Source organism: Klebsiella sp. JB_Kp004, assembly GCF_040065795.1.
Classification (GTDB): Bacteria; Pseudomonadota; Gammaproteobacteria; order Enterobacterales; family Enterobacteriaceae; genus Klebsiella; species Klebsiella quasipneumoniae.
The window spans coordinates 82821-97549 of the sequence record NZ_JBEAKW010000043.1 but is presented as its reverse complement, the minus strand read 5'-3'; the positions used below and the strand labels follow the sequence as shown (position 1 = coordinate 97549).

15 protein-coding genes and 1 pseudogene are annotated in these 14729 nt (G+C 52.7%); 6 read left to right on the top strand and 10 right to left on the bottom strand.

Features of this window, described 5'->3' with window-relative positions:
* Positions 1-19: 19 nt before the first annotated feature.
* The 4 genes from ABLX76_RS18910 to ABLX76_RS18895 all read right to left on the bottom strand — a co-directional run bounded on the left by ABLX76_RS18910 (position 20) and on the right by ABLX76_RS18895 (position 4152).
* The gene (locus tag ABLX76_RS18910; RefSeq protein ID WP_086074982.1) at positions 20-1573 is read right to left on the bottom strand and encodes a peptide MFS transporter; all 1554 of its coding nucleotides are present in this window, start codon (positions 1571-1573) and stop codon (positions 20-22) included.
* 473 nt (positions 1574-2046) lie between these two features.
* On the bottom strand, positions 2047-2469 hold the full coding sequence (arsC, locus tag ABLX76_RS18905; protein WP_086074981.1) for a glutaredoxin-dependent arsenate reductase: 423 nt from the start codon (positions 2467-2469) through the stop codon (positions 2047-2049).
* A 9-nt stretch (positions 2470-2478) separates the two neighbouring features.
* Positions 2479-3771, bottom strand: coding sequence for an arsenic transporter (locus ABLX76_RS18900; RefSeq protein ID WP_050533783.1), 1293 nt, complete (start codon positions 3769-3771; stop codon positions 2479-2481).
* Positions 3772-3822: 51 nt separating this feature from the next.
* On the bottom strand, positions 3823-4152 hold the full coding sequence (locus ABLX76_RS18895; RefSeq protein WP_087848602.1) for a metalloregulator ArsR/SmtB family transcription factor: 330 nt from the start codon (positions 4150-4152) through the stop codon (positions 3823-3825).
* A 217-nt stretch (positions 4153-4369) separates the two neighbouring features.
* Between ABLX76_RS18895 and ABLX76_RS18890 the strand changes: the two genes are divergently transcribed.
* Together ABLX76_RS18890 and ABLX76_RS18885 are read left to right on the top strand one after the other, a co-directional pair.
* A complete protein-coding gene (locus tag ABLX76_RS18890; RefSeq protein ID WP_065883802.1) occupies positions 4370-4663 on the top strand; it encodes a YciI family protein in 294 nt (97 codons plus the stop codon).
* Between the two features lie 18 nt (positions 4664-4681).
* Positions 4682-5254: a DUF1349 domain-containing protein gene (locus ABLX76_RS18885; protein ID WP_065883804.1), complete on the top strand. Its 573-nt coding sequence runs from the start codon at positions 4682-4684 to the stop codon at positions 5252-5254.
* Positions 5255-5257: 3 nt separating this feature from the next.
* Here ABLX76_RS18885 and ABLX76_RS18880 read toward each other — a convergent pair whose 3' ends face one another.
* Positions 5258-5521 carry a hypothetical protein gene (locus ABLX76_RS18880; protein ID WP_023290955.1) on the bottom strand — a complete coding sequence of 88 codons (264 nt, stop codon included), beginning with the start codon at positions 5519-5521 and terminating at the stop codon, positions 5258-5260.
* A 203-nt stretch (positions 5522-5724) separates the two neighbouring features.
* Here ABLX76_RS18880 and ABLX76_RS18875 point away from each other — a divergent pair.
* A pseudogene (locus tag ABLX76_RS18875) lies at positions 5725-6426 on the top strand (carboxymuconolactone decarboxylase family protein); the annotation flags it as partial.
* A gap of 247 nt (positions 6427-6673) precedes the next feature.
* Here ABLX76_RS18875 and ABLX76_RS18870 read toward each other — a convergent pair.
* Entirely contained in the window at positions 6674-7591 is a 918-nt protein-coding gene (locus tag ABLX76_RS18870) for a LysR family transcriptional regulator (RefSeq protein WP_348875069.1), read from the bottom strand.
* A 129-nt stretch (positions 7592-7720) separates the two neighbouring features.
* On the opposite strand from ABLX76_RS18870, the gene ABLX76_RS18865 reads away from it, so the two are divergent.
* Positions 7721-9109 carry an MFS transporter gene (locus tag ABLX76_RS18865; RefSeq protein ID WP_110243462.1) on the top strand — a complete coding sequence of 463 codons (1389 nt, stop codon included), beginning with the start codon at positions 7721-7723 and terminating at the stop codon, positions 9107-9109.
* A gap of 291 nt (positions 9110-9400) precedes the next feature.
* On the opposite strand, the gene ABLX76_RS18860 is transcribed toward ABLX76_RS18865, so the two are convergent.
* Together ABLX76_RS18860 and ABLX76_RS18855 are read right to left on the bottom strand one after the other, a co-directional pair.
* Positions 9401-10273, bottom strand: a complete 873-nt coding sequence (locus ABLX76_RS18860) for a hypothetical protein (protein ID WP_219415383.1) — start codon at positions 10271-10273, stop codon at positions 9401-9403.
* Between the two features lie 175 nt (positions 10274-10448).
* Entirely contained in the window at positions 10449-10907 is a 459-nt protein-coding gene (locus ABLX76_RS18855) for a helix-turn-helix transcriptional regulator (protein ID WP_139070342.1), read from the bottom strand.
* 122 nt (positions 10908-11029) lie between these two features.
* Between ABLX76_RS18855 and ABLX76_RS18850 the strand changes: the two genes are divergently transcribed.
* The gene (locus ABLX76_RS18850; RefSeq protein WP_230122643.1) at positions 11030-11782 is read left to right on the top strand and encodes a hypothetical protein; all 753 of its coding nucleotides are present in this window, start codon (positions 11030-11032) and stop codon (positions 11780-11782) included.
* 298 nt (positions 11783-12080) lie between these two features.
* On the opposite strand, the gene ABLX76_RS18845 is transcribed toward ABLX76_RS18850, so the two are convergent.
* Together ABLX76_RS18845 and ABLX76_RS18840 are read right to left on the bottom strand one after the other, a co-directional pair.
* The gene (locus ABLX76_RS18845) at positions 12081-13082 is read right to left on the bottom strand and encodes a PIN domain-containing protein (RefSeq protein ID WP_219415380.1); all 1002 of its coding nucleotides are present in this window, start codon (positions 13080-13082) and stop codon (positions 12081-12083) included.
* A gap of 273 nt (positions 13083-13355) precedes the next feature.
* Positions 13356-13916 (bottom strand): recombinase family protein, encoded by a 561-nt coding sequence (locus ABLX76_RS18840; protein WP_105630007.1) that lies wholly within the window; start codon positions 13914-13916, stop codon positions 13356-13358.
* A 192-nt stretch (positions 13917-14108) separates the two neighbouring features.
* Between ABLX76_RS18840 and ABLX76_RS18835 the strand changes: the two genes are divergently transcribed.
* The gene (locus tag ABLX76_RS18835; protein ID WP_008806412.1) at positions 14109-14576 is read left to right on the top strand and encodes a DUF1643 domain-containing protein; all 468 of its coding nucleotides are present in this window, start codon (positions 14109-14111) and stop codon (positions 14574-14576) included.
* Positions 14577-14729: the final 153 nt, after the last annotated feature.

The following is a 14729-nucleotide window of genomic DNA, read 5'->3' as shown; positions in this document are numbered from 1 at the left end:
GACCGGCCTGGGGATCGCGTCAGGCGTTGCTGACGGATTTTTGCGCGCCGCTGGACTGACTGTTCTCCAGCATCCGACGGACCGGGACAATCAGCACGGCCAGCACGGCGGCGCAGATCAGCAGCGCGATGGAGCAGCGGGCGAAGAGATCCGGCAGCAGCGACAGCTGATCGGCCTTCACGTGACCGCCAATCAGGCCCGCCGCCAGGTTACCCAGCGCGCTGGCGCAGAACCACAGCCCCATCATCTGGCCGCGCATTCTCTCCGGCGCCAGCAGGGTCATGGTCGCCAGACCAATCGGGCTCAGGCACAGTTCGCCGAGCGTCAGCATCAGGATGCTGCCCACCAGCCACAGCGGCGACACACCGGCCCCGCCGTTGTTCAGGACGTTCTGCGCCGCCAGCATCATCAGGCCAAAGCCCGCCGCCGCGCACAGGATGCCAATGACGAATTTGGTCATGCTGCCCGGACGAACGTTTTTACGCGCCAGCGCTGGCCACGCCCAGCTGAATACCGGGGCGAGGAGAATGATAAATAAGGCGTTAATCGACTGGAACCAGACCGCGGGGATCTCAAAATCGCCGATCATCCGGTTGGTATAGTCGTTAGCAAACAGGTTGAATGAGGTCGGTTTCTGTTCAAATGCCGACCAGAAAAAGGCCGCCGAGACCAGCAAAATAAAGCACACCAGCAGGCGCGCCCGCTCTTTACGGTTCAGGCCGGCGAAGACGAACAGCCAGATGAAATAGAGCGCTACGGAAGCGGCAATCACATAGACCAGCACGCTGGCCACCGCCACCGGGTTAATCACGATCGTGCCCAGGCTAATGAGCGTGACCACCACAGCCACTCCCAGCGCCAGCGCCAGCAGCCACGCCCCAACGCCATTCTTTTTCGCCACCGGGCTGTTCCAGGTGGAATCGAGGCCGACCTCTGCGTCATAGCGCTTCATCGACGGCACGGCAAAGACACGGAAAATGATCAGCGCCACCAGCATCCCGATCCCCCCGATGCCGAAGCCCCAGTGCCAGCCATGGGATTTAATCAGCCAGCCGGAGATCAAAGGCGCGATAAACGAGCCGATGTTGATCCCCATGTAGAACAGCGAGAAACCGCCGTCGCGGCGCGCGTCGCCTTTTTTATACAGAGTGCCGACCATCACCGAGATACAGGTTTTAAACAACCCGGAACCGAGGACGATAAACATCAGGCCGATAAAGAACAGGTCGTTGCCCAGCCATGCCGACAGGGCGATCGACAGGTGCCCGAGGGCGATCAGAATCGAGCCGTACCAGACAGCGCGCTGCTGGCCAAGCCAGTTATCCGCCAGCCAGCCGCCCGGCAGCGCGGCCAGATACATACTGCCGGCAAAAATCCCGACGATCGCCGAGGCGTTCTCCCGCGCCAGCCCCATTCCGCCGTCGTAAACCGTCGCCGCCATAAACAGGATCAGTAAGGGGCGGATGCCGTAAAACGAGAAGCGCTCCCACATTTCGGTGAAGAACAGGGAGCCCAGCGGATAAGGATGGCCGAAAAAGGTACGGCTTTCGTTTTTATTAACAGAGGAATGCATAAATTCTCCAGATAAGGTGCACCGCAGCGCAAGTTAACCGTATAAAGCGGGCTGACGATTTATAATTTGTTTGTCTTAACATCAGGAACGAGCATTTTTAACCATTTGATAACCATGCAGTGGTTTTGTCCAGCCCCTTGCCTTCCCTTTTTAGATGAAAAGTCGACAAACATCTAGTTTTATAGATTTAATGTTCGCAAAAGCGCAAACGGCGTTGACATTATGCCATTGTAAAGAATACATAATTTTATTTATTAAAAACAGTAAGTTGATTGAGTAACAAAGGTCAAAAACCGTCGGTGCAGGCAGGGCATATAACGACAGGAAAAGTAAGGGAAACGGGCCTGAGGAGGCAGAAATAGCGCTAAGGGAGAATATTGTTCAGCCATCCAGGTGCTTCACACCCGGAGAGCCTCCCGCGAGGCAGGATGCACATGGTTTGCCGGCTGCTACAGCCGGCGCCATTTTGCGCGCTATTTCACACGCTGTCCCGTCCGATCAATGACGCGCTCACCGTCTTCCTTCACGAAGGCGCCTTTTTGCGGCGCCGTCAGGATCTCCAGCACCACCTCTGACGGGCGGCAGAGCCGGGTGCCCCGCGGCGTCACCACGATCGGACGGTTGATCAGGATCGGATGCTGGAGCATAAAGTCGATTAACTGGTCATCTGTAAACCGCTCTTCCGCCAGGCCCAGCGCATCGTAGGGTTCGACGTTTTGCCGCAGCAGCGCCCGCACCGGGATCGCCATCGCGGCGATCAGCTGGCGCAGCTCATCGCGCGACGGCGGCGTCTCCAGATAATAAATAATGGTGGGCTCAGCGCCGCTGTTGCGGATCAGCGCCAGGGTATTACGCGAGGTGCCGCATTCAGGGTTATGGTAAATGGTGATGCTCATAGCACGTTCTCATGGCTGATTGAAGGAGAGACGCAGCGCCAGCGCGGCCAGCGTTACCAGCAGCACCGGCAGGGTCATGATGATGCCGCAGCGGAAATAATACCCCCAACCGATGGTAATGTGCTTCTGCGTCAGCACATGCAGCCAGAGCAGCGTGGCCAGGCTACCAATCGGCGTGATTTTGGGCCCCAGATCGCAGCCGATGACGTTGGCATATATCATGGCCTCTTTGATCGTCCCTGTTGCCGCGCTGCCATCAATCGACAAGGCGCCGACCAGCACGCTGGGCATATTATTCATGATCGAAGAGAGGAAGGCCGACAGGATACCGGTGCCCAGCGTTGCGGCCCAGAGCCCGCGCTCCGCCAGCATGTTCAGCACCGTGGTCAGATAATCCGTTAATCCGGCGTTTCGCAGGCCATACACCACCAGATACATCCCCAGCGAGAAGATCACAATCTGCCATGGGGCGCCGCGCAGCACCTTGCCGGTGTTTATCACCCGCCCGCGCTTCGCGACAGCAAACAGGATCCCCGCTCCCGGCGCCGCGATGGCGCTGACCGGGATCCCCAGCGGGTCAAGAACGAAAAAGCCGACCAGCAACAGCAGCAGCACGCCCCAGCCGGTGCGGAACGTCGCCGTATCTTTTATCGCCGTGGCCGGCGCTTTCAGTAACGCCATATCCCAGGCCGGCGGGATATCCTTGCGAAAGAACAGGTGCAGCATCGCCAGGGTGGAGAGGATCGCCGCGAGATCGACCGGCACCATCACCGAAGCGTACTCCCTGAAGCCAATGGCAAAGAAATCTGCCGAAACGATATTCACCAGATTCGACACCACCAGCGGCAGGCTGGCGGTATCGGCAATAAACCCGGCTGCCATGACAAAGGCCAGCATCGTTCCCTTACTGAAACCCAGCGCCCGCAGCATAGCAATTACGATGGGCGTGAGGATCAGCGCCGCGCCGTCGTTGGCAAACAGCGCCGCCACCGCCGCACCGAGCAGGATAATCCAGGTAAACAGCAGACGACCCCGCCCTCTTCCCCAGCGGGAAACGTGTAGCGCGGCCCATTCAAAAAAGCCGGACTCGTCGAGCAGCAGGCTGATAATGATCACGGCGATAAACGTGGCGGTGGCATTCCAGACGATATGCCACACCACCGGGATATCGGCTATCTGTACTCCACCGGTGACCAGCGCCAGCGCCGCGCCAAAGGCCGCGCTCCAGCCGATCCCTAACCCCCGCGGCTGCCAGATCACCAGCACCAGGGTCAGGACAAAAATCGCACCTGCCAGCAACATCGTTCCCCCACCAATCACATTCGAAAAATCATATATGTTAAGATAAATTTTTTACCGACAACCCGGCCCGTCAGTCAGTCTGCTGACCATCAGCCGCACATCGTCCTGCTGACTTAGCCAGGCCTGCTCAATCACCTGCGCCGCCCAGGCCGGCATCTGCGGAGAGAGGCGATAATGGACCCACTTACCCTGTTTTCGATCCCGCAGCAGCCCGCTCTCCCGCAGCATTGCCAGATGGCGGGAGATCTTGGGCTGGGACTGGGCGAGCGCCGTACAGAGATCGCACACGCACAGCTCTCCCCGCGCCTTGAGCAACAGCACGATCCCCAGCCGGGTTTCATCGGCGAGGTTTTTGAACAGTTGCAGGGGCAATAAAGACATGGTTTCTCCTCAAGCGTGACGGACAGCATACGGGACCACGAACAAAGATCAATATGCATTCGAAAAAACATATGTGTTTTTTACAGCCGCGATAAATCTCCATACCGTTGCAACATGTGCCTCCTGCTCAATAGCACGCAAAAATGCCGCGTTTTCTTTTAACCATCATCGAAATATGTCAGGCTGAAGATCCCATCGGATTGACAGGGTTTTCAGGATGAGTACGATTTATGTGGTTGTTTTAACGTATATAAAACCGCTCGAAGAGATTGACAGCGCGATCCCCGCCCACGTCGAATGGCTCAAAAAAGGCTATGCTGACGGCCTCTTTCTCACCTCCGGCCGCCGTATTCCCCGCACCGGCGGGGTGATTCTGGCGACATGCGACAGCCGGGAAATTCTGGAAGCGCGTCTGAGCCAGGATCCCTTCCAGCAGCTGGGTCTCGCCCATACGGAGATTATCCCCTTTGAGGCCAGCATGGCGTCCCCCGCACTGCAGTCGCTGTTATAAGCCTGTCCCGGAGGAAACATGCAGCCATCCTTTCACTGGATCAATGAACCTGCCGAGTGGCGCCGCGATGCCGACGGCCTGACGGTGGTCACCGATAAGCATACCGATTTCTGGCGTCATACCTGGTATGGCTTCAAGCGCTTCTCCGGCCATCTTTATGCCGCTGAGGTGGAGGGCGATTTTACCCTGCAGGCAAAAATCTGTGCGGATTTCACCACGCTTTACGACCAGGCCGGGCTGATGATGATGGCGGACGAGCAGACCTGGCTGAAGGCGGGGATTGAGTTTAATGACGATGCCCCGGCCATCGGCAGCGTGCTGACGCTAACCCACTCCGACTGGGCCACCGGGCTTTTCCCCGGCGACCCGCGCACCTTCTGGCTGCGGCTGACCCGCAAGGGCGATGCGTTAAGGCTGCAGTATTCGACCGACGGCGAGCGATGGCCGCTGCTGCGGCTCGGCTACTTTCCACCAGGCCCGGTGAAAGCCGGCGTCATGTGCTGCTCACCGGAGCGCGGCGGACTGGCGGTTGCCTTTTTGGATATTCAACTTTCCCCACCGCTGGACAAAGCGCTGCACGATCTGAGCTGAACGCTAGTGGGAAGACCCGACTTTCTCTGCATCCTGGGGGCCAGGATTGCAGGGTTCGCGGGTGCCGGGCAGGTAAAAATGGCCGTGCTTATCGGGATCGGTGCCGCCCGGGCACCCTGCCCGACCCGAGGAATTATCGCTACTGCCGCCGTCCGAACCGTTGCCGCCGTCGGCGCCCGATATTACCGACTGGCCGTGATGACCATGCGCTGCAGTGGCTGAAAACGCCACCAGCGCGAACACACAGACCATTAAGCGTCTGCCCATTGCTGCCTCTCCCTTAGTGAAATTCCCCGCCCATCGCGTTGACGATGGGATAAGCCGTTGCACCGCGATAAAAAACCGCCTTATCCGCATGGAGTATAGGGTTAAGGCAGAGGGAAAGACAGGGCCGGCGCCTTCAGACATTTCGCACGCAAAATAGCCTTTATGCCGCGGTATGCGCTATCAGAAAATCAATCAGGGCTTTCACTCTTTCGGACGCTGACATTCACGCGGTCTCCCCGTCGCTGGCACGCTTTGGCCGTGAAGCGATTACCAACGACCTCTGGCAACGTGACGCCCTGTCTGCCCGCGACCGCAGCATCGTGACTGTGGCCATGCTGATTGCCCGCAACCAGCCAGGCGAGCTAAAGCACTATATTGAAGTCGCTCTCGATAGCGGCGTGACGCCAGCGGAAGTATCAGAGATCATTACCCATCTGGCGTTCTACTCAGGTTGGCCCAATGCAATATCAGCCGTCAGCGTCGCGAAAGCCATCTTTGAAACCAGGGGCGTGACGGCAGAGGCCCTTCCCTCCGCCTCGCCGACGCTGCTGCCCCTCAATGAACAGGTAGAGAAACAGCGTGCAGATACCGTGGAGAAAAATGTCGGCCCCATTTCGCCTGGCCTGGTTAAATTTACCGCCGACCCGCTGTTTCTCGACCTCTGGCAACGGCCCGCGCTTACGCCCCGCGACAGAAGTCTGGTGACGGTCAGCGCGTTAATCGCCGCCGGACAGAGCGCGCAGATTGGCTACCACCTAAACAGGGCCATGGATAATGGGCTTTCGGCTGAAGAGGCCGGAGAAGTGGTCGCCCAGGCAGCGTTCTACGCGGGATGGCCAAATGCGTTTACCGCCGCCCCGGTGGTCGGTGAAGTGTTGCGATCGCGCGAGAGCAAAGCTGAATAAAAAAGGATAAAGGACAGGAAAGCTGTCCTTTCTTTATCGTTAATAGTTAGCTTAAAGGTAGCACGAGGGCTTTCGATTAAATCTCGCGGAAAGGACATAAACGGTCTATCGACGCGTGGAGACTTCGATCGTGAGTCTGTTCACATCGCTCATTGAGAAAATTTCCGTTCCGTATGCCGTCATGAGTCTCATCCTTTGAAAGCAGCGATCGCTGTGGCGAGACGGTAGCGCGGACATGTCTATTTGGTCAGGTCATGACTGACCTCCCCCCACCGCATATCGCAAGAATTTGCTCTCTCAGCCAGCGGTGACCGGGGTCGCGTTCCATTCTTGGGTGCCACATCTGCGATACCGTAATACGACGGCTTTTGAACGGCAGCTCGAAAACGTGTACCTGGTCCGTTACCTGCTGATTGAGTAAATAGAGTGCGGGTATCATGGCGATAAGATCCGATTCCAGCGCCACGGACAGTGCTGTCGGAAATCCCGGTACAACGCTCGCAATTTTACGTTTTGTCCCCAGTTCGGCCAGCGCATCGTCAACGGATCCGTGCAACGCGCCCTCGGGTGACGCTACCACATGACCCCAGGCGACATAATCACCCACGCCTATTTCTGCCTGCTTAGCCAGCGGGTGCCCTTTACGCACGACGCCAACAAACCGATCCTCAAACAGTCGTTGCAGCCGTATTTCTGGCCCCATATTACTCTGAACTCCAATCTCCAGATCAACCAGCCCTTCCCGAAGATAGCGCGACGTTTTTTCCGGCTTAGGCGCGAAGCGTATACAGACATCCGGCGCGGCGTCGGCAACCGCTGCGATGAGCGCAGGCCCAAACGCCACCACAAAACCATCGTTTGCCCTGATGGTAAAAAGACGCGCCAGACTTTGCGCGCAGAACGTTTCAGTTGAGGGCTGCAATACCGCCCTGGCATCGTGCACTGCACGCCTGGCGCGATCCCGGGTCGCTTCGGCCCACGGGGTCAGTACCATGTTACGCCCGGCGCGCACCAGGATCGGGTCTCCTGTGACATCGCGTAACCTGCTTAATGTCCGGCTCATGGCTGAGGTGCTGAGGTTCAGACGACGTGCCGCACCTGCGACACTCGCTTCACTCAGCAATATGTCGAGTGCTACCAGCAAATTAAAATCAGGATCAGACATTCCCCTTTCTCCCAGCACATTAAGATAAGGCGTTTGATGCAACAATAAAGTGAAAATAGTGCGCCTTCCGCCCGGTAAAAGCCATCTTTATAGTTTTGTCATCCATACACTCTTCTCAGAGGACAAATGATGACGCTCTTTTCCAGCCAACCCGGCGACGAAGGACTGCCTGGCCCGGCGCGCGCACGGGTGATGGCCGCAATAATGACCACCACCTTAATGGGCGTGTTTGATGGCACCATGATCAACATTGCCCTGCCCTCAATGGCTCAGGATTTGCAGGTACCTGCCGGTATTGCCGTCTGGTTCGCCAACGGGTATCTGCTGGCGGCTGCGATGACGCTGGCGATATTCGCGGCGCTTGCGGCCCGTCTGGGTTATCGCCCCGTATTTCTGGCGGGCCTGACGACCTTTACCCTGACATCACTGGGTTGCGCGCTGGCGAATAAGCCCGAAATGCTTATCGGTATGCGCGTGCTTCAGGGGATCGGCGGCGCGGCGACGCTGAGTATTGCCCCCGCAATACTCAGGTCCGTATTTCCCGGACGCTTACTTGGCCGCATTCTGGGGTTCCATGCCCTGCTCATTGCCTCCAGCTCCGCTATCGGCCCGGTATTGGGCGGTACGATCCTTCACACCCTGAGCTGGCAATGGCTGTTTGCGATAAACGTTCTTCCCGGCACCCTCGCCTTACTGCTGGCGGTCAGAGCGCTGCCGCGGGATGCGATCCGTATGCAGGCGCCCTTCGACACCGTGGGCGCCATATTGTCGGCGCTGCTGTTGGGTTCGACGATCATGGCGGCGAACAGCCTACAGAACGCTACTTCTCAATTCGGCAGCCTTTGCTGGATGGCTCTCGCTGCGCTGAGCGGCATGGCTTTTATCTGGCAAATCCGCCGTACGGGTCATCCCTTACTGCCGCCGAGCATGTTTAAAAATGAACGTTTTACCCTCGCGGCTTTCACGTCAATGGTTGCTTTTGTCAGCCAGGGGATCACCTTTATTGCGCTACCCTTCCTGTTTCAGAGCGAATACGGCTACAGTCCGGTAGTGTCTGCCCTGCTGTTTACGCCGTGGCCGTTAGGGATCGTGCTGATTGCGCCGCATGCAGGCCGTTGGGCGGACACGATATCAGCCCCGGCGATATCCACCCTGGGGCTGGTGATATTTGTCGTCGGTTTGATCTTGCTGGCGACGTTACCCGCCAGCCCTCCAATGTGGGATATCTGCCTGCGAAGTCTGGTGTGCGGAATAGGGTTTGGCTGCTTTCAGAGTCCCAATAACCGGGAAATGCTCTCAAACGTTATTCGTGAGCACGCGAGTTATGCGTCCGGAGTTTTATCCATTATGCGCACTTTCGGGCAGTGCCTGGGAGCCGCCGCCGTAGGCGTTCTGCTGGCAGCAGATGAAAGGTCAATTCATGTTGCGCTGTGGAGCGCCGCCGCGGCCTCTGCGGTATCGGTCGTCGTCAGCGCGAGCCGGTTGCGTAAAATCACTCATCCTGCGGAAACAGGATAAGTGCGAAAATATCACTAAACGCTACTACTCCAGCGCCAGCAGCGCAAAACGCCGATCCCGCAACCAAAGAGGAGTCCTCCGTCGGAGTTCAATAGACTAACAGAATGCTATAACTTCTTATTTATCAAGGGAAAATTGAGTTGGGTAGACTTCAGAAGACTTGAGTTTGGAGCGGGCGAAGGGAAATCACCCCCGCTCCAAAGTTCTCGTAATCCCATGGATTTATTAACAAAAACGTGATGCATTGTAGGAGGGTTTTGTAGGAGGAACTACAACGTTTTGCAAACCGCTTCACTCCAGAACGCTGATAAGTTTTAGCGCGTCATTTCTGACAGAATCTTGCATTCGCTCAGAGTCAGCGATCAACGCCAAAGCCTCAATACTTAAACCATCCCTGATCACTTTTCGCGCTTTACTGAGACGGCTCCGGCAACTTTTCTCTGTATAACCCTCACGTGAGTGCATTTGCTCAATGATATAAGCGCTTGGTAAATTTAAATCGGCAAAATGATGGTAGTAGTTTACGAAGCACTCCATCCCAATAGCCTTAAGGAGGCTGACCAGGGTAACACTACTCGTTATCTTCTCTGGTTGATTCAAAACCTCCTCCATAGGTTCGGGTGGAAGGGTTTGCATAGCCGCTTCATTGACTGAAGCCGAACTCCTGACAATCAAGTCTTCTTTGATGGAACTAACTCGGGGATCAGTAAGAATCGCGCCCTTGAGGTTAACGATATGTGCGTTAACGTGGTCACTATGCCGTGCATAATCTCGTATTACTTCATGTGGGATTTTGTAAGCATCAAGAATGTTGTAAGTCTCATCGAAAATAACCGCGATTAAATAATCAAAATCGGCTGCCTCATAGTTACGCAAGGCACTAAGCTGCCGGGAAGGATTATCCGGCGTAACTCTCCTAGCTTTGATCTGCACTTTCAGGCCATCAGCATCAATGGCATCAGCGCCCGCCGACGAATTACTGAGAAGAGTCATACCCAGTGCTTTAGAAACCAGCCATTCAGCATAGTCACCAACAGGATTATTCTTGGTGCGAATGACACCTCTAAAACGCAACTGCGTTAAAATTTCGGAATGAAGTGACAGTAACTCAAGATTATTCAGCGCATTTAGCCAATCATATGATATTAAATGATTATTTTTCAAAAATACTCTCCACTGCCGAAGTGAAATGCCACTGTAACGCCTACGTAACGCACCTGGATTTTGATGTTTTGTCGACTCTTATAGAAGAGTAAGACTGATTCATAGGTGTCTCACCTTTTGCCAAAGAAGACTGTTCATTAATACAGCATCCAGAATTCATAAACTTACACTTACTTCACTTTCTCAGTTTGCCCCACCGCACTGCCGAAACAATGCCCCAGTTGCCACTGGTATTGGGCCTACGCCATTTTGCTGTCTCCATGCTACGGAGATACTCAAGAGCTTCAGAAAACGTGCCAAAACGCTTCTGAGCCGCTTTATCGCCTACGCCAAACGAACCATCACGGGAGCTCGCCAAACCGGGGTGAAAACAGGAACCATCGGCTGCGTATGGAACCAACAGTTCCGGATCGTTATCTTCAGATGAGTCAGACGCTAACAACTGCCACGGCTCAACACTGAGAGCGTTGGCCAGCACCTCAATCGCATCCAAAGACGCATTAGAACCGCCGCGTTCAATGCGGCTCATATAGCTACGAGCAAACCCACACCGATCGGCAAAGGCTTCTTGGCTCATTCCGGTGGCAATGCGCAACTCTTTTACTCGTTGTCCAAACAGTTTTCTCAGGGTCATTTTCATGCCCTGAATTTGCGCAGATGTCCACTAAAGAGCCACGCTCCAATAGTGACATTTTGAATCAATGGTCTATGATGCGATAACTGACACCGCTGGGGTGGATTCTGAGGGGTAACAACATGTCAAAAACACGGCTTAGTAAGCCCGGTTTTTCAGCCAAGTCTGTGCTGACCATTATGTTAATCGCTGCGTCATCTGGATCTTATGCAGCAGAAAGCATCGATCAACTGGCGACGCGCATCGGTATGGAGCACTTCCGGGAAGCAATCAAAAAGGGTGATCGCAGCGCCTTCAAAACGCTGCCGGCAAAAGGCTATAAAAACGGACTTACTGGGCTGCTCATCAAAACTAACACCTACGTTAACCCCGAATACAGCTTTGCTGATTGCGATACGGACACCGTTATTATCTCGGCGCAAGAACACAAAACACTCCCTGGTTGCCGCATATCTTTAAAGCTAGCGACTAAAGATGCTGACGGTAGCTATCACGATAATGGCATTCGCATCGAATACGGTATTGCAACCGGTTCCAAAAAGTTTATCGCCAACAATTCAATGTGGGCACAACATGCCATCAGCGGTGATAAAGTGTTAGAAGGTGCTATCCACCCGGATAAAACAAATAACCATAAAGATCAAATGTGCATGGGTATGGCTCAATTTACTGCAAACGTAACCGAAGGCCGAAACGGAGGAGTGAGCAAAGATGAATATTATCAGCGACTTGATAATATGAACGGTAAGTCCGAAGTCACTCCTCAAATGATCATGCTCTATAAGACCTTCGTTGACTACGTATATGAACACCCGAAACAAGATGCTCAGGTTTCAGCGGCCTTTGTTTACACTAACTGTATGAACAACTTCTGATCGCATACTGCATCTTTTTATCAAACCCACAGCAGGAGACAGGCAGATGTAACTACGTTATGCGGAAGCTATCTGGCATTTGAGTATCTTATAGTTTCAAGAAAGCATTTTCCTCTCATGTAAAGGTTCCAGCTTTTGCTACATCATTCCTAATTACTCCGGTCAGTTTAGAACTAGAAAGCTGACCGGAAAAAGCCACAATATAGAATACTTATAAATCATAACCAGAGCTTCAAAAACAGGCGGATATTCAAAGCAGCAGGATGTAATCCCTACCCGTGAATAGGATTAATTATCACTAGGTATCTAACATATCCCATTCATCTCCAAGCACCCATCTTAAGGCAGATAGCTTGCCATTGATCATTCCCCATTCAAAATCATCCCAAGGGCCAGTGTCTTCATATTGTTCTTCGACTTTCTCAGCTGCTAACTTTGCCCTTTCCCAGATATCTTCATGAATAACATTATTACCATGGCGTGCATCTCCTTTAGGTATTATAGAAATATCACCTATTTCAATTTTATACTCCCTGTATTTATGCCGGTTATACCATACTTTTTCACAATACTCATTAATCGCAGTTAGTATGTCTGTTAAGCTTCTTGTGTCATCATCAACCCAATTATTTTCTTCTTCAAGCACACTCAAAAGCTCAGGTTCTATACTATTTATCGCCTCAGCGATATCTAAATGATAATGGACATTATCAGAAAATATCTCACCAAAATCCGGATGTGGATTTCGCCTATCAGTTAACGAGCTGAAATCCGTATAGTTTTCCGTAACAAAATGGAAAACGCCATTTTTATCTTTCATAAAGTCGTAAAACAACTCAATTAATATTGAATCAGCAACGCTGTTTTTTGAACGATGAAAAGGAGCTTTCTTATCCAATGCCCTTGCCACGGCTTTTAACCGAACGGAATCACTAGCCTCAAGACTTATACATTTATCCATCAGAGATTCAATCATCTCCGCTGTATGCCCTGTAACTTCGCTTAAAATAGGCAAGCGACTTCCAACATCATTTAATACAGCTAGCGCTTGGTCCTTACCATTACCTCCATAAGCCCCGATTAATTTTTTGACTTTATGGAATTCCGAACCAATTTGCTGCTTAGTAGTTTCGATAACCCTGTCCTTATTTCTAAGAAACTCTTCCTTCACCAAGGTTGGGATTACAATAGCAGCGTTGTTACTATCCAATAATTGGTTAAATGCTTCAAGTAGTGCATGCTGATTCTTTGACTTTGCTATAGTTAACCAAACACAGGTATCGATGTAGAGATAATGCACGTTTTTAATCTCCGCAAGTAAGGAATAGAAACAATACTAATCTTCAGAGAAGTTAGTAGCAATTATTAACAATCATCTTAAACCAAACTGAATGTTTCTTCGGTCTTGGATGCCTATCTGATGGCACACCAATCATACATAATCCTGAATGGACGGCGATCTAATATGTGAATTAGCTATGTAACATAACCTCTTTTAGACCACTTCTGACGGTCAAAAGAAATACACACCGCTACCCAAAATGCCAGCTCGGGCCTGAGATGCAGATGAGCCTTAATCAAGTATTGCAGCAATCGTAGCTCTAGAAACGCCATATTCTCGTGCTAACGCACTGACACTAGTTCCGCTATTCTTTTTCTCTACAATCTCGTCACGGGCTTCTGGGGCGATTTTCGACGGTCTTCCCAGCTTCTTTCCTTCGGCTTTTGCCCGCGACAAACCCGCCTGGGTCCGCTCAACCAAGAGGTCACGTTCCATCTCCGCAACCGCTGCTAGCATCGACAACAGAAGCTTACCCGCTGCGGAGGTGAGATCAGTCGTGCCAAGTTGGTGGACAATAACCTTGATATTACGGTCAGCCAGAGCCCTTACCGTTTGCAGGACGTCAATCGCATCACGCCCCAGACGATCAAGCTTCGCTACCACCAACGTTTCACCATCGCGGATTTTATTGAGCATCTCAGAAAATGCTTTACGTTGCATTGCCGGAATCTTCCCGCTAACAACATCGGCAAACCAGTAATCAATTTGCCACCCAGCCTGCCCAAGCTCCAGCCGTTGGTTCTCATTATCCTGCTGCAATGTCGAAACACGTCCGTAGCCAAAAGTTGCCATTGTTATCTCCCCATCTGACCCCTGCCAGAAAACGAGGCCAACATTAGGATGGCCTGCCAGAAAAGCCAAGGCTATTTTTCCAACAGTGTGAAAGCGTGCGATTGGGAGATGCCAGAAAACGGTCGTTTGTTGGCGCTTAAAACGGATAAAGAAATGTTAGGCTGAAACCATCACTTCATAAGGACAACTGGAATGATTAAAGACGCGATTTTTTCACCGTGCGGCCAGTATCGCTACTCGTTATCACGAGTCTGGGACGAATCAAAACCATATGCCCTTTTCATCGGGCTAAACCCTTCATATGCCGATGCTGAGAACGATGATCGCACCTTGAGCCGCTGCATATCGTTTGCCAAAAACTGGGGCTACGGCGGGGTATACATGGCCAACCTGTTCGCGTTCGTTCATACCCAGCGACATGAAATGATGAAAGCACCTGATCCCATTGGTATAGATAACGATAGCCATCTGATAAGGCTTATTGCCAGTGCCGGTCTGGTAGTGGCGGCATGGGGCAACGAAGGCAGACATCTCAAGCGCTCAACAGTAGTCCGACAGTTGCTACCAGAAACCACAATGTGCTTTGTCTTAAACGCCACAGGTGAACCCAAACATCCTCTGTATATGAAAAATGACAGTGTTCTCATACCCTTAAGTTAGCAACGACTACTGCGTTCAGAATATGAACGCAGTATATTGATAAATAAGGTTTTTATCGCAAAACCGTTGTGCTACCGTGCTCGAAATGTTCTCAAATCTGCTCAGTTCGAACGACCCTGATGCCGGTTTGAAGTTCCCTTCAATAAGGTCGCA

Coding starts and splice junctions, on each gene's coding strand:
- ABLX76_RS18910 (WP_086074982.1), bottom strand. CDS start 1,573: ATGCATTCCTCTGTTAATAAAAACGAAAGCCGTACCTTTTTCGGCCAT.
- arsC (WP_086074981.1), bottom strand. CDS start 2,469: ATGAGCATCACCATTTACCATAACCCTGAATGCGGCACCTCGCGTAAT.
- ABLX76_RS18900 (WP_050533783.1), bottom strand. CDS start 3,771: ATGTTGCTGGCAGGTGCGATTTTTGTCCTGACCCTGGTGCTGGTGATC.
- ABLX76_RS18895 (WP_087848602.1), bottom strand. CDS start 4,152: ATGTCTTTATTGCCCCTGCAACTGTTCAAAAACCTCGCCGATGAAACC.
- ABLX76_RS18890 (WP_065883802.1), top strand. CDS start 4,370: ATGAGTACGATTTATGTGGTTGTTTTAACGTATATAAAACCGCTCGAA.
- ABLX76_RS18885 (WP_065883804.1), top strand. CDS start 4,682: ATGCAGCCATCCTTTCACTGGATCAATGAACCTGCCGAGTGGCGCCGC.
- ABLX76_RS18880 (WP_023290955.1), bottom strand. CDS start 5,521: ATGGGCAGACGCTTAATGGTCTGTGTGTTCGCGCTGGTGGCGTTTTCA.
- ABLX76_RS18870 (WP_348875069.1), bottom strand. CDS start 7,591: ATGTCTGATCCTGATTTTAATTTGCTGGTAGCACTCGACATATTGCTG.
- ABLX76_RS18865 (WP_110243462.1), top strand. CDS start 7,721: ATGACGCTCTTTTCCAGCCAACCCGGCGACGAAGGACTGCCTGGCCCG.
- ABLX76_RS18855 (WP_139070342.1), bottom strand. CDS start 10,907: ATGACCCTGAGAAAACTGTTTGGACAACGAGTAAAAGAGTTGCGCATT.
- ABLX76_RS18850 (WP_230122643.1), top strand. CDS start 11,030: ATGTCAAAAACACGGCTTAGTAAGCCCGGTTTTTCAGCCAAGTCTGTG.
- ABLX76_RS18840 (WP_105630007.1), bottom strand. CDS start 13,916: ATGGCAACTTTTGGCTACGGACGTGTTTCGACATTGCAGCAGGATAAT.
- ABLX76_RS18835 (WP_008806412.1), top strand. CDS start 14,109: ATGATTAAAGACGCGATTTTTTCACCGTGCGGCCAGTATCGCTACTCG.